This is a genomic window from Devosia sp. A449, assembly GCF_054489375.1.
The window spans coordinates 124,083-143,952 of sequence record NZ_JBTMWU010000003.1 but is presented as its reverse complement, the minus strand read 5'-3'; the positions used below and the strand labels follow the sequence as shown (position 1 = coordinate 143,952).

At 64.1% G+C, this 19,870-nt stretch carries 12 protein-coding genes; 4 read left to right on the top strand and 8 right to left on the bottom strand.

Features of this window, described 5'->3' with window-relative positions; genetic code table 11:
• Window positions 1-13: 13 nt before the first annotated feature.
• The 3 genes from pelG to ACX3OW_RS09865 are packed head-to-tail and all read right to left on the bottom strand — an operon-like array spanning window position 14 to window position 3,665.
• Window positions 14-1,408 carry an exopolysaccharide Pel transporter PelG gene (pelG, locus tag ACX3OW_RS09875; RefSeq protein ID WP_459095603.1) on the bottom strand — a complete coding sequence of 465 codons (1,395 nt, stop codon included), beginning with the start codon at window positions 1,406-1,408 and terminating at the stop codon, window positions 14-16.
• Complete coding sequence (gene pelF, locus ACX3OW_RS09870; RefSeq protein WP_459095602.1) at window positions 1,408-2,928, bottom strand: GT4 family glycosyltransferase PelF; 1,521 nt, start codon at window positions 2,926-2,928, stop codon at window positions 1,408-1,410. Before pelF ends, pelG begins: the two co-directional genes overlap by 1 nt.
• Window positions 2,929-2,966: 38 nt before the next feature.
• Window positions 2,967-3,665 carry a hypothetical protein gene (locus ACX3OW_RS09865; protein WP_459095601.1) on the bottom strand — a complete coding sequence of 233 codons (699 nt, stop codon included), beginning with the start codon at window positions 3,663-3,665 and terminating at the stop codon, window positions 2,967-2,969.
• Between the two features lie 151 nt (window positions 3,666-3,816).
• Here ACX3OW_RS09865 and ACX3OW_RS09860 point away from each other — a divergent pair, with 151 nt between their 5' ends.
• From ACX3OW_RS09860 to ACX3OW_RS09850, 3 genes are read left to right on the top strand one after another with little or no spacing between them, the layout of a single operon-like run.
• On the top strand, window positions 3,817-4,773 hold the full coding sequence (locus tag ACX3OW_RS09860) for an MJ1477/TM1410 family putative glycoside hydrolase (protein WP_459095600.1): 957 nt from the start codon (window positions 3,817-3,819) through the stop codon (window positions 4,771-4,773).
• Complete coding sequence (locus ACX3OW_RS09855) at window positions 4,757-5,446, top strand: tetratricopeptide repeat protein (RefSeq protein ID WP_459095599.1); 690 nt, start codon at window positions 4,757-4,759, stop codon at window positions 5,444-5,446. Before ACX3OW_RS09860 ends, ACX3OW_RS09855 begins: the two co-directional genes overlap by 17 nt.
• 8 nt (window positions 5,447-5,454) lie before the next feature.
• Complete coding sequence (locus tag ACX3OW_RS09850; protein ID WP_459095598.1) at window positions 5,455-11,514, top strand: M10 family metallopeptidase C-terminal domain-containing protein; 6,060 nt, start codon at window positions 5,455-5,457, stop codon at window positions 11,512-11,514.
• A gap of 12 nt (window positions 11,515-11,526) precedes the next feature.
• Here ACX3OW_RS09850 and ACX3OW_RS09845 read toward each other — a convergent pair whose 3' ends face one another.
• Genes ACX3OW_RS09845 through ACX3OW_RS09825 form a run of 5 tightly spaced genes read right to left on the bottom strand, consistent with a single transcriptional unit; the run spans window position 11,527 to window position 18,564 of the window.
• Window positions 11,527-12,609 (bottom strand): ABC transporter ATP-binding protein, encoded by a 1,083-nt coding sequence (locus ACX3OW_RS09845; protein ID WP_459095597.1) that lies wholly within the window; start codon window positions 12,607-12,609, stop codon window positions 11,527-11,529.
• Between the two features lie 10 nt (window positions 12,610-12,619).
• Entirely contained in the window at window positions 12,620-13,672 is a 1,053-nt protein-coding gene (locus ACX3OW_RS09840) for a carbohydrate ABC transporter permease (protein ID WP_459095596.1), read from the bottom strand.
• Window positions 13,669-14,709, bottom strand: a complete 1,041-nt coding sequence (locus ACX3OW_RS09835; protein WP_459095595.1) for a carbohydrate ABC transporter permease — start codon at window positions 14,707-14,709, stop codon at window positions 13,669-13,671. The genes ACX3OW_RS09840 and ACX3OW_RS09835 overlap by 4 nt, the downstream gene beginning before the upstream one ends.
• Window positions 14,710-14,720: 11 nt before the next feature.
• On the bottom strand, window positions 14,721-15,992 hold the full coding sequence (locus ACX3OW_RS09830) for an ABC transporter substrate-binding protein (RefSeq protein ID WP_459095594.1): 1,272 nt from the start codon (window positions 15,990-15,992) through the stop codon (window positions 14,721-14,723).
• A gap of 40 nt (window positions 15,993-16,032) precedes the next feature.
• A complete protein-coding gene (locus ACX3OW_RS09825) occupies window positions 16,033-18,564 on the bottom strand; it encodes a hypothetical protein (RefSeq protein ID WP_459095593.1) in 2,532 nt (843 codons plus the stop codon).
• Between the two features lie 182 nt (window positions 18,565-18,746).
• Between ACX3OW_RS09825 and ACX3OW_RS09820 the strand changes: the two genes are divergently transcribed.
• On the top strand, window positions 18,747-19,814 hold the full coding sequence (locus ACX3OW_RS09820) for a LacI family DNA-binding transcriptional regulator (protein ID WP_459095592.1): 1,068 nt from the start codon (window positions 18,747-18,749) through the stop codon (window positions 19,812-19,814).
• Window positions 19,815-19,870: the final 56 nt, after the last annotated feature.

Sequence of the window (19,870 nt, the reverse complement as noted above, 5' to 3'; positions counted from 1 at the left end):
GTGACAAAATTCATCAGCCCGAGACCGCCGGATTATTGACCACGAAGGTCAGGCGGTTAAGCGTCCCCAGGGTGTGGCGCATGGCGGCATAAGCCAGAATGCCGCTCACCATCGAGGCCACCACATAGCCCATGCCGAGATAGTCCGGGTTTTGCAGCATGATCACCGTCCCACCAGCATTGAGCAGCAGAAACAGCACCTGCAGCCAAAGATAGGCCCGGCCATACTGGACGAAGAGGATAACCCCGCAACTGGCCTGGAACAGGAAGTGGAAGGCGGCGCCGATCAGGGCCAGGCGCAGCACCGAAATCGCGTCATAGGGCAGCCCCAGCCAATCGGCCAGCAAGGGGGCCATCAGCACCAGCACGGCACTGATCGTCAGTTGCACGAGGAAGGCCGAGAATACGGTATCGACGGTGGCCCGGGCCAGGCTGCTGCGCTGCTCGTCGATCTGGCGCAGCGTGCCGCCGGAATGCACGATGTCGCGATAGTAGCGGTAATTGTCGAAGAAGGTGGTTTCGAGCCAGACCACCAGGATCGACATCACCGGCACGATCGACAGATAGGCCATGAATAACGGGCTGTCATAGCGGGCGGCATAGAGCAGCCCCTCGCCGACCGCCGTCGCCTCGGCCGAGTGCCAGACGATGATCTTGTCGATCCACACCGCCAGCGCGCTGCACAGCCCGGCCGCGACAAACGCCGCCGAGGTTGGCCGGATCTTGCTGAGCACCGTCGGCAGTTCCCGCAGCGGCGACAGCCGGCCGGGGAAGGTCTTCAGGATCATGTAGTTGAGCAGGCAGAAGGCGATGCAGAGGCCAATGCTGAAGCCGAGCAGCATGCCGCCCGGACCATGGCCCAACGCCGCCGCCGAGGTGCCGAAAACGATGGAGCAGCTCAGACCCAGCGCGAAGGCCGAGGTCACCGCGGCGTATTGCTTGATCGCGGCGACGAAGGCCATCGCGAGCCAGAGGTGGGACACCTGCACCACGCAGATCATCGCCGCGATGCCCAGGCCGAGCGGCAGATGGATCAGGCCGAAAAACACGATGGCGCCGCCCAGCAGCGATAGCGCCGTGGTGACGAACAGCGCCGCCAGATAGATCCCCTGCACCTGCTGGAACTGCCGCTGGAACATGATGCGCGACACCCGCAGCGTCGCCTCCAGCGAGATCGGCGAGGTGATCACCAGCGACAGGGCGAAGCTGTAGATCACCAGAATGCTGAAAATCTTGAGGTCCAGCGGCTCGAGAATGGGCCGGCCCAGCACATGCAGCAGCGCCAGCCCGCCCATGATGACGATCCATGGACCAGAGGAAATCAGGATGGCGTGGCCACCGGCCAGCGAGCGCGACGCCAGATTGTCCTGGCTGCTGAGCTTTCTCAGCGCAAATCCGATCCCGGCCATTATGCCACCACCTTGAGCTGCGGCGCGAAATTGCGCCCATATAATGCGCCATAGGCGTCGGCGACGGTCTCGGCGCGATATTGTTCACGGACCCGGCGCTGCAGGCGATCGCCATAAGCGCGCCGACGGCCGGGGTCTTCCAGCAGCGTGGCGATGGCCGCCGCGATTTCGTCATTGGCCCCGACCGGGGCGACCATGCCGCCGGCGCCTATGGAGCTCGGCTCATTGGCCCGGCCTTCGAGGATTTCCCGGCAGGCCCCGACATCGGTGGCGACGCAGGGCACCCCGGCGGCACCGGCTTCGAGGATGACCAGCGGCAGCGCCTCGCTGATGCTGGTCAGCACCATCACATCGATGCGCCCCAGATAGTCGGCGACCTTGACCGCGCCAGTGAAGGACACCGTATCGGCCAGACGCCGCCGGTTGACTTCGGCGATGCAGCCCTGGGCATATTCGGGGTCCTCATCCATCGGCCCGATCACTAGCGCCTGCAGATCGGGGAACTGCCGGCGCAGCCGTTCGGCGACGTCGATGAAGGTTTGCACATCCTTGATCGGCGTCACGCGGCCGATAAAGGCGATGGTCGGCCGCTCATGCGGCTGGCGTTCGATCTTGCCGAAGCGCTCGACATCGACGCCATTGGGAATGACGCTCAGCTTGTCGGCAGTGGCGCCCAGCCCGGATTGAAACACCTGATTGGCTTCGTAAAGCGCGGTGATCTCGGTGGCGGCGCTATAGGCGATATGGGCAAAGCTCTCAAAGCTGCGCGCCCACAATTCGCGAATATCCTTGCGGTCGTCGGACAGGTCCAGCCCATTGTCGATGCTGTTGGAAATCCAGTCCGCCATCAGGATTTCGATGCGGCGCTCATTGGAATAAATGCCGTGCTCGGTGATGACGGCGCTGCGGCCGGTCTCGATGGCGGCGCGCGCCGCGATCAGGCCGGCATAGCCGGTCGACACCGCATGATAGAGCCGTGCCGGCGGCAGCGGGCAGGTCAGCACCCGGAACAGCCCGCCGACCAGCGTCCGCCAGGCCCAGAAATAGCCGAGGAAGGAGGCATGCGACATCGAGCGATAATGCTGGCACATGGTCTGCCAGGCTTCGGGCGAATTGAGCAGCGTATCGAGCGACACCCGATGCCCCACCGGGCCGAGCAGCGTCATCAGCTCGCCCAGCTCATCAATGCTGCCATCATTGAGCAATTTGCCCAGCAGCTCGGCCAGCCGCTCCGGGGTCACCGCCGGCCAGGCGCGGGAGGTGCCCAGCGTATTGTCGTCCAGCCGCACATGGTTGATCGACAGCAGATTGTCGGGGCGGGCATAGCGTGGTTCGCTGTCCGGCGTGCTGGGCAGAATGGCCAGCACGGTGAAGGTCAGTTCGGGATGGGCGCGGATCAGCCAGTCGATCCAGGTCGACACCCCGCCCGCCACATAGGGGTAGCACCCCTCGGCAATCAGGCAGACATCGGCAGTTGGCTCGGCCCAGCGGGGCAGTACAGTGTTGACGTCGCGCCACATGATACGAACTCCGGTTGGAACGATGGATGCGCTGCCGTTCAGGCCGCAGCAGCTGGGCCTGACAAGGCCGCCTTGACCACATTGCCCGCGATGGGGCCGAGCTGACGCCGGCGGCTGCGGGCTCGCGTATGAGCGGCAACCGCGGCGGCCTGCACCCGGACTCTCTGATCGGGGCTGCGCAAGGCCAGGGCCAGCGCGACCTCGACGAATTTCTCGTCATCCTCAATGGCCAGATAGGCGAGCAGCGCCTGCTTTTCCTGCATGGTGCCGGTGCTCAGCAGCGAGTCATAGGGACGCGGGAGGCGCGATTGCTGCCGCACCAGGCGACCATCAATGATCATGTCGACCAGTGTCACGGCCGGCGCTTCGACCGGCGCGATGGTGTCATACCACTTGTCCAGTGCCGCACTGCCGGGCTGCCAGATCTGCTGCTGGCCGAACAGGGCGGCCATGCCGCCAATCGGGCCACCTGCGAAACTGAGCAGCGCAAAAGTTTGCAGCGCGCTGGTTTCGATCTGGGCATATTCGAGGCCGATAATCACCACGACCAGCGCGGCGATGAGCCCGAGATGGCCAAGTGCCAGTGTCGTCCAGCCATCGCCGGTCAAGGCATTGGCCAGCAGCACGATCTCCGTCACCACGACGGCAAGTTCCAGCAATCTTATGGCGGCGATACTGCCGCTGCGGCGCGGCGCAGCATCGGCAACCGTGGTCGTCGGGCTGACATGGGCGTTCATGACACACTCCATAGACGGTGGCTTGCACTGCGCAGGCCTTGTGTCGCCAAACTAGGGGCCACGCCGCAGCGCCGCATTGACGGTCATCAATGCCAGCCACCGGGTTAGGGCGTACCAAAACCGCTCTTTGTGCTCTCCCCCGGCGGACACCATGCTGATCAGCGAGCTGCTCAATTCCCGATCTGACAGGCTGCATGCCAGCCCCCTGCTTGGCGCTTCGCTGATGGTGCAGATGGCGCTGGCGGTTGCCGCCATGCCGGTGTTTGCCGCGCCACCGCGCGCCAATCTGTCGGGCGTGCAGAGCTGGGGCTATCAATTGCAACAGCTCGACCCCGATCTGGTGGCCGACGCGCCCTATGACCTGGTGGTGGTGGACTATTCCCGCGATGGCTCGGCCGCGCGGGCCTTTAGCCGGGCCGAGGTGGCGCAGATGCAGCGCAAGCCCGATGGTGGCGCGCGCATCGTGCTGGCCTATCTCAGCATCGGCGAGGCCGAAGACTATCGCTTCTATTGGCAGCGCAACTGGGTCACGGCGCCTCCCGCCTGGCTGGGGGCGGAAAACCCCGACTGGCCCGGCAATTATGCCGTGCGCTATTGGGACCAGCAGTGGCAGGGCCTGATCCTGGGGTCTCCTGGCGCCTATCTCGATGCCATTCTCGCCGCCGGTTTTGATGGCGTCTATCTCGACCGGGTCGATGCCTTCGACATTGCCGTGCCCGGGGTGCCCCGGCCCGAACGGCTGGCGCTGATGTCAGCCTTCGTCAGCGCCATCGCCACCTATGCGCGCCAGCACCGACCCGGCTTTATCGTGGTCGGGCAGAATGGCGAGGAATTGCTGGCCGACCCCGATTATGCCGAGACCATCGACGCGGTGGGCAAGGAGGATCTGTTCTTCGGGCTGGCCGGCGACGGCACGCTCAACAGCAAGGCCGAACTGCGCGCCAGCCTGACGCCGCTGCAGCGCTTCCAGGCCAGCGGCAAGCCGGTGTTTGTCGTCGAATATCTCGATACGCCCCAAGCCAAGGCGCTGGCGCAGCAACAGGCCGCCGCGCTGGGCGCACCCCTTTTCATTGCCAGCAGGGAGCTTGACGATGTCCGATCGCGCTGAATTCGACACGCCCAAAGCCCTCACCGCCCCGACGAGACCGGACCGAACCCTGCCAATGGTGATCCTGCTGGCGGTTATGGCGCTGCTGGGCCTGTTCGCCCTGTTGCCCGGTTCGGAGGAAAAGGCCGAAGGCCTGCTGGCCGATGGGCGGTTTGACGACGCCATCGCCGTGCTGGTCGCGGTGGAGCAGGAACGCCCGCTCGATGCCTATGAAGGCTACATGCTGTTCAAGCTCTATATGCTCACCAGCCGGCCCGACAACGCCGCCCAGTTGCTGGAACAGCAACCGGCGCTGCAGACCGACAATGGCTGGGCCCTGCGCCAGCTCAGCGCGCTGTATCGCCAGCGCGGTGACATTGCCGGCGAGGCCGCGACGCTGCGCCAGCTCTATGACATCAACGCCAATGACGCCGATTTTGCCCGGCTGCGGGTGCTGTATCGCCTGAGCCGCGATGTCGACAATGAAGCTGCCTTGCTCACGGCCAGCATTGCTGCCGGCCAGGCCACCGAGATTCATCGCCAGCGACTGGCCTATCTGCGCTCCACTGCCGAGCGGGGCACGCCGTCCACCATCTGGACGGCGGCGACCGGCAGCTATTCCAGCGTCACCGCCGCGCCGGCCTTCTACCATTTTGCCGTGCCTGCCACCCCCATAACCCCATCGCTCGAGTAGGAGCCATCATGACCACAGTTCTGGACGGAGCACTGCTCGACTGGACCCCATCCGATCGGCTGGAAACCGCCGCCACCACCATTGCCGGCTATGCGCTTTATGGCCGGCTGGAAGCGGACGTGTTCTATTTTGCCCTCAGTTCGGCCCAAGCGATTGGCGCCACCTCCACGCTGTGGCTCAATACCGATGCCAATATCACCACCGGCTATCGCGTCTGGGGCTTTGCCGCCGGCGCTGAGTTCAACGTCAATTTTGGCAGCGATGGGGTGCCGCGGCTCTATAGCGGCGCCGATGGGCAGACCCTGGTCGGCAATCTCAACTATGCGCTGAGCGCGGATCGCACGGTGCTGGAGATCGCCCTGCCTAAGAGCCTGCTCGGCGCCAGCGTGGCCAGCGTCGGCATCATGGCCGACATCAACAACACCATCTTCCTGCCGGCCGATTACACCAATGCCGCCTATACCATCACCACCCCGCCGCCCCCGGGCGCCTATGACGGGCTGCTGACCGAATGGACGCCGGAGCAACGGCTCGATACGCCGGCCAACACGGTCGCCGGCTATGCGCTCTATGGCACGGTGGCGGATGGCAATTTCGTCTTCGGCGTCTCCAGCGCCGTGCCGATCGGCGCCAACACCACTTTCTGGCTCAACACCGACAATAATGTCGCCACTGGCTACCAGATCTGGGGCTTTGCCGGCGGCGCCGAATTCAACGTCAATATCGGGGCCGATGGCGTGGCCCGGCTCTATAGCGGTGCGGAGGGGCAGACCCTGGTCGGCACCATCGAATACAAGATCGCCGCCAATGGGCTGAGCATGGAATTTGCCGTGCCCAAGGCGCTGCTTGGGCCCACTGTCACCTCCGTGGTGCTGCTGGCCGATATCAATAACAGCGTGTTCCTGCCGCCCAGCTATGCCGCCGGCGGCTATGTGCTGACCGAGCCAGTGGTCGTGCCACCCGCACCTTATGACGGCGTGCTGACCGAATGGACGCCGGAGCAACGGCTCGACAGCGCCGCGACCGGCGTCGCCGGCTATGAGCTATACGGCAGTGTCAGCAACGACAATTTCGTCTTTGCCCTCAAGAGTGCCGTCACCATCGGGGCCAACACCACTTTCTGGCTCAACACCGATGCCAATACCGCCACCGGCCACCAGATTTTCGGCAGTAGCGGCGGCGCTGAGTTCAACGTCAATATCGGGGCCGATGGCATTGCCCGGCTCTATAGCGGCGCCGATGGGGAAATCCTGGTCGGCACCATTGATTACGCCATTGCGCCGGATGGGTTGAGCATGGAATTTGCCGTGCCGCGCAGCCTGATCGGCGCGGAGGTGAATGCCATTACCGTGCTGGCCGACGTCAATAACAGCGTGTTCCTGCCCACCTCCTATGCCGGCGGCGGCTATACGCTGGTCGACCCGGCCTCGGTGCCGACCAGCCAGTTCGATGGCGTGCTCAGCGAATGGACCGCCGGCCAACGGCTGGAAACGCCGATGACCACCATCGATGGCTATGAATTTTACGGCCAGTTCCACGATGGCAGTTTCAATTTCGGCTTCAAAAGCGCCGTCGCCATCGGCCCCAACACCACCTTCTGGCTCAATACCGACGGCAATGCCGCCACCGGCACCCAGGTGTTCGGCTTTGCCGGCGGGGCCGAGTTCAACGTCAATATCGGCTCGGACGGCGTGGCTCGGCTTTACACCGGTCAGGCCGGACAGACGCTGGTGGGGGCCATCGACTACAAGCTGGGGCCGGATGGCATGACCATCGAATTCGCGGTGCCCAAGGCGCTGATCGGCGCCGGTGTCACCGCGGTCAGCGTATTGGCCGACGTCAATGACGGGGTATTCCTGCCCGCCAATTACCTGTCGCCGGCCTATACGGTTTACGACATGAGCGCCTTGCCGGCGGTCACCGACACCGGCAACAAGGTCGCCATCGTGTTTTCGCAGACCACGGCGAATAATTACTTCAGCCAGATGGCCTATTCGCAACTGGTAATGGCGGCGCAGAGTCAGGCCATGGCGGCGGGCATTCCGTTCGATCTGGTGTCGGAAACCGATTTGACCGACCTGGCCAAGATGGCCAATTACGACGCCATCATCTTCCCCTCATTCCGCAATGTGCCGACCGCCGACTATGCCGCAATCACCGATGTGCTGACCAAGCTGGTCTATCAATACGACGTGTCGCTGATCGCGGCGGGCGACTTCATGACCAATGATGCCGGCAATGCCAGCCTGCCGGGCAATGCCTATGAGCGGATGGAGACGCTGTTCGGGATCCATCGCAGCGGTGGCGCGTCCGGGGTCACCGTCGACGTGCACGCCACCGCCACTGGCCATGCCATCACCGAAGGCTATGGCGCCGGCGGCGAGATCCACACCTATACCGGCGCCGACACCTCCTATTTCGCCGCCGCCAATCCCAATGCCGGCTCGATCAGCACCATCGCCGATCAGGTGGTGAACGGCGTGGCGCATGCCGCCGTGCTGGGCAGCGTCACCGGCAGCCGCAATGTGCATTTTGCCACCGAGGCGCTGCTGGGCGACGTCAATCTGCTCGGCCAAGCCATCGACTGGGTCAATGAGGACGCCGGCGGCCCCTCGGTGTCGCTGCATATGACGCGCAACGCCTCGCTATTTGCCTCGCGCAACGACATGGACCAGTCGCAGGAAACCTATGACGTCGATGGCGGCATTTATGACGCCCTGCTGCCGATCCTGCAGCAGTGGAAAACCGACTATAATTTCGTCGGCTCCTACTACGTCAATGTGGGCTTCAATCCGCCCGACCAGGAGACCAACTGGCTGATTTCCTCGCCCTATTATGCCGCCATGCGCGCCATGGGCAACGAGATCGGCTCGCACTCCTATACCCATCCCGAGGACACCAATTTCCTGCTGCCCAATGTGCTGACGCCCGAATTGCTGGCCCAGCGCATCGCCCAATATGCGGCGCTGCCGGGCGGACCGGGCGTGGTCGGGCAGGCGTTGGCCTCGATGACGCTGGCCGATATCAATGCCAAGCTGGCGCAGGTGCTGGCGGCGCCCAATCCTGAGGCGCTGGACGCCACCTCCAAGGCGTTCCTTGCCGCCACCTACAGCTTCCAGTTTGCCAGCGCCCGCGCCGCGCTGGAAGCCCATCTGGGCTATGAGATCAGCGGCGCTGCGGTGCCCGGCATGCCCGAACAGCTGCTGCCGGCCCAGCAGATGATCCAGTATTACGATTATCTGTCGGGCGGCGCCTCGATGCTCAATGCCGGCTATCCCGGGGCCATCGGCTATCTGACGCCGGGCGCCGACGGGCAGGTCTATATCGCGCCCAACATGTCCTTCGATTTCACCCTGATGGGCTGGCTTGGCCTCAATATCGAACAGGCCGAGGCCAAATGGGCGGCCGAATGGGCCGAACTCAATGCCAATTCGGACATGCCGATCGTGGTGTGGCCATGGCATGATTACGGCGTCACCGCCTGGAGTCTCGATGAGGGGGCCCCCTCCCCCTACAACCAGGCCATGTTCACCAATTTCATCGCCAGCGCCTATGCGGCCGGTGCTGAATTCGTGACGTTGGCGGATCTGGCCGCCCGCATCAAGGCCTTCGAGCGCGCCGATTTCGGCTTCAGCGTCAATGGCGACACCATCACCATGCACGCCACCCCGCAATTGGGCGTGCTGGGCACCTTTGCCCTCGATCTCGACGACCTTGGCGGCAAGACCATCGCCTCGGTGACCAACTGGTACGCCTATGATGCCGACAGCGTCTTCCTTGACGCCGATGGTGGCACCTTCACCGTGCAATTGGGCACGGCGGTGGACGACGTGACCCATATCACCGCGATTGGCGCGCGCGCGCAGCTGATGGCGCTGACCGGCACCGGCACCGACCTCGATTTCACCATTGTCGGGGAAGGCCTGGTCACCATCGACGTCAAGCAGACGGCTGGCACTGTCTATCAGGCCACCGGCGCCAGCGTGGTCAGCCAGGTCGGCGATATCCTCACCCTCAACCTCGGCGCTATCGGCAGCCACACCGTCGCCATCAGGCAGGTGCAGCTCAATCAGGCGCCCACCGATATCGTGCTGACCAACCAGATCACCCTGCCGGAAAACACCGCCATCCGCACCAAGATCGCCGATCTGTCGGTGCTCGACCCCGACACTGATCCGCTGTTGCGCGCCAATGTGGTGACTGTGTCCGATGCCCGCTTCGAGATCGATGCCAGCACCGGTGCGCTCTATCTCAAGGCCGGTCAAAGCATCGACTACGAAGCCGCCAGCCAGCTCACCATGACGCTGACGGCCAGCGATGGTCCGGTGAGCTATTCCAAGCCGATCACCCTGCTGCTGAGCGATGGCAATGACGCCCCCAGCGATATTGTGGTCAGCAATCAGATCGGCGTGCAGGAGAATAATCTGCTGCGCACCAAAATCGCGGATCTGGCAGTGATCGATCCGGATCTGGCCACCTCATTCCGCAACAATGTGGTGACCGTGTCCGATGCCCGCTTCGAAATCGACGCCAGCACCGGCGCGCTCTATCTCAAGGCCGGTCAAAGCATCGATTACGAAACCATCAAGACCATCCCGCTGACGCTGACCGCCAGCGATGGTTCGCTGAGCGTGGCCAAGACCCTCACGCTGACCGTGACCAATGCCAATGACCTGCCCACCGGCGCGCCGACCGTCACCGGCTCGGCGGTCGAAAACGTCACCCTGAGCGCCAGTGCAGCCCTGGTCCGCGATGCCGATGGGCTGGGCACCTTCAGCTATCAATGGCAGCGCGGCAACGGCAGCACCTTCACCAATATCGCCGGGGCGACGGCCGCTACCTATCGCCTGCTACAGGCCGATACCGACCAATTGGTGCGCGTTGCGGTGAGCTATCGCGACGGCGGCGGCACCACCGAGACGGTCTATTCCACCGCGTCCAGCCAGGTGGTGGATGTGCTTGCCAACACCACCATGACACCGCTGCTGGCCAACACCTCGCGCATCATCACCGCCGCCGAACTCGTCGGCGCCGGGCTCAGCGGCAGCGTGACCATCAATACGCTGACCGCGTCCATCGGCACGCTGGTAGCGGCTGGCGCCGGGCAATGGACCTATACCCCGCCGGTCAACGACCAGACCGCTGTCACCTTCGCCTATACTGCCACCAATGGCACCAAGCTGGCCCAGGGCAGCGCAGCGATGGATCTGCTGCCATCCAACCAGCTGCAAGGCACCGCCGGAGCCGACAATATGGCCGCCCGCAGCACGGCCGACACCTATCATGGCCTGGCTGGCAACGACACGATCTCGGGCGGCGCCGGCAATGACCTGATCTATGGCGACGAGGGCAATGACACCGCCAGCGGCGGTGCCGACAATGACCGCTTCTTCGCCACCCTCAACGACGGCAGTGACCGCTATACCGGCAATGCGGGCATTGATACCTACGACCTGTCCGGCACCAGCGCTGCTGCCGTCGTCAACCTGACCAATGGTACCGCGTCGAGCGCCCAGACCGGCAGTGATACGCTGGCAACCATCGAAAACGTCACCGGCAGCAGCGGCGCCGACACCATCACCGGCTCATCCGCCGCCAATGTGCTCGATGGCGGTCTCGGCAACGATATCCTGCTGGGCATGGCCGGCGCAGACACGCTGATAGGCGGCGACGGTGCCGATCGCCTGACCGGCGGCGCAGGCCGCGACGTGATGACCGGCGGCGCCGACAACGACGTCTTCATCTTCACCGCCGTCTCGGAGATGGGCAAGACCACCACGACGCGCGATGTCATCACCGACTTCACGCCGGGCCAGGATGTGTTCGACTTCTCCGCCATCGATGCAAACACTTCGCTCGGCGGCAATCAGGCCTTCAGCTTCCTGGCGACAGCGGGCGCGGCCTTTACCGGGGTGCGCGGCCAGCTGCAATGGCTCCAGCAAGACCCGGCCGGCACGGCCAATGACAAGACCATCGTGCTCGGCGATATCAATGGCGACCGCGTGGCCGATTTCCACGTCGAGCTGACCGGCCTCATCCATCTGGGCATCTCGGACTTCATCCTGTGACGACGCTGGAGCCTAGGTCCCGGCGAAGCGCTGGCCATCGGCGTCGAACAGATGCAGCGGCGCTTTGTTCAACGCAAAGCCGACGGTCTGGCCGGATTTGAGCGATAGCTGGCCATCCAGCACCGCCAGCAGCCGCGCGCCGCCGACATCGGCATGGACGACGGTTTCGGAACCCAGTTCCTCGACCAGCCGGACCGTGGCGGGAATGCTGCCCGCATCGTCGCCCAGGGTGATGTGCTGCGGCCGCACGCCGATGGTCAAACTGTCGCCCGCAGCCAGCGTCACTTCGCCGGTCGCGACCGTCATGGTCTGCGCGCCGGCCAGCGCCACGGTCGCCGTACCGGGCGCGGCCTGAGTGACGGTGCCGGGCAGGAAATTCATATGCGGCGCGCCGATAAAGCCGGCGACGAAACGGTTGGCCGGCTTGTTGTAAAGTTCGAGCGGCGTGCCTACCTGCTCGACCTTGCCGGCGCGCAGCACCACGATGCGGTCGGCCAGCGTCATGGCTTCGACCTGGTCATGGGTGACATAGATCATCGTCGAATTGAGCCGCGCATGCAGCCCACCCAGTTCGGCCCGCATCGAGACGCGCAATTCCGCGTCGAGATTGGACAGCGGTTCATCGAGCAGAAACGCGCCGGGGCGCCGGACGATAGCGCGACCGATAGCGACGCGCTGGCGCTGCCCGCCCGACAATTGGCCGGGGCGGCGTTCGAGATAGGGCTCGATCTCCAGCATCCGGGCCGCATCGGCAATGCGGGTGGCGATTTCGGGCTTGGGCACGCGGGTGTTTTCCAGCCCGAAGGCCAGGTTCTGCCGCACGCTCATATGCGGATAAAGCGCATAGGACTGAAACACCATGGCCAGCCCCCGATCGGCGGCCGGCACCTTGGTGACGTCCTGCCCATCGATGGAGACGACGCCGCTGGTCGGTCGATCAAGCCCGGCGATCAGGCGCAGCAGGGTGGACTTGCCGCACCCCGAAGGGCCGACAAACACCACGAATTCACCGTCATGGATATCGAGGCTGACGTCGCGGATGATTTCGACCGAACCGAAATTCTTGACGATATTGCTAAGGGACAGGCGGCTCATGCGCGCGCTCCTATTTGAGACCGGACCCGGCAATGCCGGTGGTGATGAAGCGTTGCAGGAAGACGAAGATCACGACGACGGGGATCATCGAAACCACGGTCATGGCCAGAATGTAGTGCCACTGCACGTTGAGTTCGCCGGAATAGATCGAGAGCCCCACCTGCAGGGTGTAAAGCTCGCGCCGGGACAGCACGATCAGCGGCCACAAGAAGTCGTTCCAGCGCCAGACCACCGAGAAAATCGCCAGCACCGCCAGCGCCGGCGCCGATAGCGGCAGCACGATGCGCCAATAGATCTGCCACTCCGAGGCCTTGTCCATGCGCGCGGCGTCGAGCAACTCGTCGGGGATGGTCAGCATATATTGCCGCAACAGGAACACCCCGGTGGGGGTCGCCACAGTGGGCAGGATGACGCCCCATAAATTGTCGAACAGGCCGAGCGTGCCGATGATCGAATACAGCGGCACGATGATCACCGATAGCGGCACCATCAGCGTCGCCAGAATGACCAGCATCACCGCGCTGCGGCCGGGAAACTGATATTTCGACAGCGCAAACGCCGCCATGGAATTGACCACCAGAGTGATGGCAGTGGCAGCAAAGGTGACGAACACCGAATTGCGCAGATAGAGCCAGAAATCGAAGCGCAGGAATGGATCGGTATAGTTGTTGCTGGCGAAGGCCACCTCGCGCAGTGGCACGCGCTGGTCGATCTGCACCTTGATGATTTCGCCGGGGGTCACCGGGTCCACCATCTGCGAGACCAGACCGAGCCGGCGCACTTCGGCCATGGTCTTGACCGTGCCGTCCGGCAGCGTGGCGGTATAGAGCGCCAGGGGCTTGTCATAGCCCTCGACGCTCACCGTCTGGGTGACATAGGGCAGCACGGTGGGCGGAAATTCCGCCAGCGCCGCCGGGGTCTTGAATGAGGACATGACCAGCCACAGCGCCGGCCCGAACATGATCAGCAGCCCGCCGATCAGCCAGACCCAGGTGGCGATATCGGTCCAGTGCCAGCCATGGATCGAGCGGCGGCGCGTGATGAAGCCAACGACCGCGTTCATGAGCTGCGCTCCGCTTTTTTCTCGTTGCGCCGGCCCAGGCCGAGCTGAACCAGCGTCAGCGTGACCAGCACCAGCCCCATCAGGATCGACGCGGCCGAGGCCAGGCCCGGATTGCGCAGCTGGCTGGCAAAGCCGGTTTCGTAAATATACTGGGTGAGGAACATGGTCGCGGTGCCGGGCCCGCCGCCGGTGAGCACGAACACCTCGTCGAAAATCTGCACCGCGCGGATCAGCACCAGCACCAGAACCACCAGCAGATTGGGCAGCAGCAGCGGCATGGTGATGCGCCAGAACACCCGGATCGGCTTGGCGCTGTCCATCTCGGCCGCTTCATACAGCTCGCGCGGAATCGCCTGCAGGCCCGCCAGCAGGATCAGCGCATAGAACCCCATATGCGCCCAGACCGAGACGAAGGCGGCAAAAAAGAACGCCCAGTTGCGGTCGGCCAGCCACACCGTGGTATCCAGCCCGACCCCGAGCAGCACGGCATTGAGCACGCCATCGCGCTGCAGGATCCAGCGCCAGATCAGCCCGACCACCACTGGTGACAGCAGCACGGGGAAGAAAAATACTGCCCGCCAGAAGCCGCGCGTGCGCATCTCCCGATTGAGGATCAGGGCCGTGATCAGCGCCACCACCACCATGGCGGTGACCTGAAACAGCACGAAGAAAGCGGTGTTCTGCACCGCCCGCCAGAAGGTGTCTTCGGAGCAGGTCTGGGGCAGCAGATAATTGGCGCAATCGAACAGGCGCTCATATTGCGCACCGCCGACAAACACCCGGTTTTCGAGGAAAATCGCATTACCGCCGGTGGTCGAATAGACGATATTGATGACCAGCGGCAGCAGCACGAAAATGGCGAAGATCGCCATATTGGGCAGCAGGAAGAAGGCCGCCATGCCGTTCTGGCCGGCGACCTTCTGCAAACCGCGCAGGGGCAGATCGACCAGCCCCATCACAGCGCCAATGATAAATCGCACTGGCGCCAGGGCCAGGTGAGCGATCCGTCCGGCGGGGGTGGGGTTAGTCGATGCCACAGCGCTGTCCTCTATTTTCCGCCGGCTTCGGCGACTTTGGCGGCCACGTCATCGTCGATGCGGGCATAGGCCTCATCGAGCGTCAATTCGCCGGCAATCACCTGGCTCACCCGCGCCACGACGGCGCTATAGACCGCATCCGACCACTTCCAGCCGGGCAGCTTGAGTGCCACCGGCGAAGTGGTGGCCGAGGCGGTGACGAAGGCGTTCAGCGCGTCCTTGACGAACTGGCTGTCGGACTGGAAATCGAGCCCCCCAGCAATGACGCCCTTATGCGCCGGCAGGAACAGGGTGCGTTCGGAGAACTCCTTGACGATGGCTTCGCTGCCCAAATACTCCATCACCGCGACCACATCGTCGGGGTTCTTGGTGTATTTGATCGCCACGAGGCCCGCGCCGCCGGGCATGCCGGTGCAGGCGGCCGGACCACAGGGGCTGCCCGTCGCGACCCAATCGAAGGCACCGTCGATCTTGGTGGCAAAGTTCGGCACCTGCCAGCTGCCGGAATAATAATACACCAGCTGGCCGTTGATGAAGTCGTCGGCGGCAGCGCGATAGGTCGAGCCGGCGGCGGTCACCCAGACTTCGTTGTTCATGGTGCCATCGGCGTTCCAGCCGACGAATTTGGCAATGAACTCCTTGGCGCCGGCATCGAGCGGCGCCGGCAGGCCATCGGCCCCGACATAATTGGCGCCAAACGAAATATTGGGCGCGCTGATGCGGTGGCCGGAGCGGTCGAGCGCCATGGCCATCGGCACCTGCTGGCTATCGGCAACCTGCTTGGCCGCCGCCGCCCAATCATCCCAGCTCGCATCCGCGGTCGGCAGTTCGACCCCGGCCTGTTCGAACAGGGTCTTGTTGGCAAAGCCGCCGGTCAGGGTGATCTGGGTCATGAAGCCGGTAATGGCGTCGGAGCCATCGGGGCGCATCCAGTCGGCCTGATCGCCAAAATTGGCATCCCAATAGGCGGGGTCGGACAGCAGCGGCCGCATGTCGAGCCAATGCTCGGCCGGGGCCTTGAGGTTGGTGACGCGGGCGATATCGGGGCCGTTGCCGGCCTCGAGCTGCACCGGCAGCTGCTCGCGCACCACGTCGTAGGACACTTCTTCCAGAATGACGTTGATCGCGGGATTATCGGTCATGAAGCGGTCGAGCAGGTCCTTGAGCACCTCGCCTTCGACGCCGTCCGAATACCACATGATGCGCACATCCCCGGCCAGGGTGGCCGTGGTGGTCAATAGGCCCAGGGCCAAAGCGGCCAACAGGGTTTTGCTCTTTCTCATTTCATCCTCCTCACAATGACGAACCGGTCCGGTTCGCGGGTTAGCGGCGGCTGGCCTCTTGTTGGGCCTCTACCAGCGCAGGCGGCGGGGCAAAGCCGGGAAGCATCAGCGCATCTCCGGCGATGGAATAGGTTTGGGGATCGATCCGGCGGCCCTCGGCCTCCACCACGCCATCGGGGTGAAAAATCACCAGACCATAATCGGGATCATCGAGCCGCCAGCTGCCGTCAGCCGAGACGGCGACCGCCAGCGGTTCAAAATGACGCTGCAGGGCGTCAAGATCGGTCGTTTCGGCCAGCCGCACGATCCAGACGGTGTTGGTCCCGGCCAATTGCAGTTCGGCACCAGCCGATGGCCCTTCGCTGGCCAGCGTAAAATCGCCGTTGCCCTTGAGCAGCACCGCGCCACTGCCGCTGCGGGCCATGGCGATGGGGCCCGCCACCCGGCTGTCATCGAACTGGTCGACGGGGAACCAGGCATGGGTAAAAGCGGGCTGGTCGGCATGGGTGGCGAATTGCAGCACGGCGAGGCCACGATATTGCTGGACGCGCGGCACCGTGCCGCAGCCGCCCCAATAGGACGGCCGACCCGCGCCGAACTGGATCGCCTCGCCGGGATGGTTGATCCAAATCGCCGCTTCAGGCGCATCGCCGAGCCGCAAATGCAGCACGGTTTCCTGATAGCCCCATTCGCCCCAGCGATAGTGTACCGGCGAGCCCATGGCGAAGTGGCGGCCCTTATAGTGATAGAGCCGGGCAAAGCGATCCTGCCCCTGGGCGAAGCGCCATTCGGCATGATCCGCCTTAGTGTGAACCGCGATGGCACTCAGCTGCTCAGGGATGGTCAGCCCATGATCGCGCAGGCACAGCGCCAATTGCGGCAGCGCATGCAGCCGGCGGCCAACCCAGCCCCTACCCCAGACCAGCCGCGCCATCGCCGACAATTCGAGCGAGCGACCAGCGCAAAGCGTATGTTCATAGGAGCGCCCCTGCGCCGCCGTTACCATGCCCTGATGCGCCGAGCGGGCGACGATTTCGAGCAGCAGCACGATGCCCGCCTTGGCCCGGGCTGCAATATCGGCATCGGGCGCCAAAGCTGCCAGCGCGGTCAGCCCCTTGAGGTCGATGGGGAAATACGGCGCCGAGTTGAACTCGGCCATGCCCCAGGCTTCGAAATGATCGAGCCAGGCCCGCACCCGCGCTGCGCCGATGGCGCTCTGTTCGGCGCCGCTCCGGCCCGAGCGGGTGAACACGGCGTCAGCCAGCAAATGCCCCGCCAGATAGGCGGCGGTGTGGAACAGCAGCGCGTGGTTTTCGGAGAAATACCACTGCACGTCATTGCCCGGCTCATCCATCCAATAGCGATAGCCAAGGATAGTGTTGTCGATGCGCTGGCGCAGCGCGGGATCAATAGCCTCCGGCCACACCATGCGCGCCCAAAGCAGCGGCACCAGGGTGAAATCGGAGCAGTCGTGACAGGCCTCGATACTAGGCAAAGCTGCCGCGATCATCGCGTCGGTCTTGGCCCCGCTCTTGCCGGTCGCCAGCCGCGCCAGCACAGACACTGTATCGGCTTCGCTGTGTTCAGAGACCGCTTCGAGGGTTTCCGCGATGCGCGCCGCGAGACTTTCCGGCGCTACGCCCTGGCGTTCAACATCGCAAATTTCGACGGCCAGAGTGCGCGTCGCAACAAAGCCGCCGGCATTGAAACTGATGTCGAAATGACGGAAATCGGCCGGCAGTGCCTCGGACGGCCCCAGATCGAGACGGGTGGCGCCGGCCGTCAGCACCCGTTGCAGCGCGACCTGCTCACGCGAGATGAAATCGCCACCAATGGCGACCTGCACCTCGGTGTCGACCGGCACCGGATGGGGCAGGATCAGTGTCACCGGACCGCCGAGGTAATGCGTCCGATCAAAATGCAGGGTTTCGAGGCTCCGTTCGATCCCAACCGCCACCGCATCTGTCACCGGTGTCGGCACCGCGACGCTGACCGCCGGGCCGCTGACATAATCCAGCTGGAAGAAGAAGCGCGCATCGCGCTCGGCCAGATCATCGAAGAAGATTTCAATATTGTTGGGGCCGGCCTGCAGCGCGACCGTGAAGTGTGATTGCGCTTCGAGATTGCGGCTATAGGGCGCCATCCAGCCCAGTTCCTGGCCATTGACCCAGATCACCGCGCCGCCGCAGGTGCCCAGCCGCAGTTTGGCCATACCGGCAGTTTGCGCCTCGATAGCGGTGCGCGCCCAGGCCGCAATGCGCGTTGGGCGGAACCAGAAGCCGGAGAGGTCAAGCCGCGGCGAGCCGAAGGGCAACCAGTACCGCGCCAGCTCGAACTGCCCGCGCACTTCGGGCCGCAGCCCACGACAGCGCTCGGCAAAAATCGTGCGGCAGGGATATTCGTGCGGAATAAAATTCTTGTGCTTGGTCAGGAAAAAGAACGGGTCCATCTCCCCCAGCATCGGCGCCCACGGCACGTCATAGAGCTCGTCTGCAACGGCGCTGACCTGCCAGTGACCGATCGATCCACCTGGCCCCAAAGGCCGGCGCAGATGGCCGGAAGCCGCGTTCATTTGGACGCCACCGCCGTAACACTGCCAGCCAGCCGACCGCTGTCGTCAGCACCCAGAACCATGGTTCCAATTCCTCCCTTCGGCACCGTCTCTACTGGATGGCTACCGCTACCATTCAAGCCACGACAAAATAGTTTGCGCAATATGAAAATTATTTGCAGTGTGTCAGCGGGGAGATCTCCATGGCCGATGCTGTCGAAACACGCCTGAACCGGACGCGCCGCGTCCGCCTGGAGGATATTGCCGCGCAATGCGGCGTGTCGCTGAGTTCGGTTTCTCGGGCGCTGGCCGGCGACAAGGGCGTGCGTCCCGACTTACGCGCCAAGATTCTCGCCGCTGCCAAGGCGGCCAATTATGCGATGCCCTGGGTGACCACCGGCCAGAAGGTGATCGTCGCCGCCTCGATCGCGGCCATCGTCGACTATGGGCGCAATCAATTCACCCTGCATGTGCTGGAAGGGCTGCGTGCCCGTGCCGCCGAGCTGGGTCTGGAATTGCTGACCCGCCCCATCGCCAACCCGGCGGAACAGGCGGCAGTGCTCGCCGAAGCGCGCGACAACGAGCAGGTCGTCGGGCTGATGTTCCTGACGCTGGACGATGACGAGATGCTGGCGGCGGCCCGCGACTTCGACAAACCGGTGGTGCTGGTCAATGGCGACGACCCCGAGATGCGGCTATCGAGCGTCACCCCCTGCAACCGCTCGGCGGCCCGCGTGGCCACCGAACATCTGATCGGGCTGGGCCATCGCGACACGGTGTTTCTGATGCGGCCCGGCCGACGCACCATCGATCGGCGCTGCGAGGGCTGGCACGATGCGCTGCGCCATCACGGCATTGCGGTCGATTACCACCGCATGCTGCTGGTGGATGACTGGCTGCCGGACCTGGCGGCCCGCGCCGTCGCCGAGCGCGTGGCCGCGCGTGGCCTGGATTTCAGCGCCATACTCGCGGCTGGCGATAGCCTCGCCATCGGCGCCATGATGGGCCTGCAGCAATTGGGCTATGCGGTGCCCGAGGCCGTCTCCGTCATCGGCATCGACGACCTGCCCCAAGCGGCCTTCGTCAACCCGACACTGACGACGATGCATGTGCCGATGCAGGAAATCGGGGTGGTCGCGCTCGATCTGCTGCGCGACCAGATCGCCGGCATTTCCGGCCCAGCGCGCCGCATTGAACTGGCCTGCCACCTGGTCGAACGCTGCTCCACTGCCGTCGCGCCAACCAGCGCCTCAGCCGTCGCCGCCAGCTAGTCGTCGTCGTACGGCCCCGTGACCGGTTTTGATGACAAATCTCACTGGAAAATCTG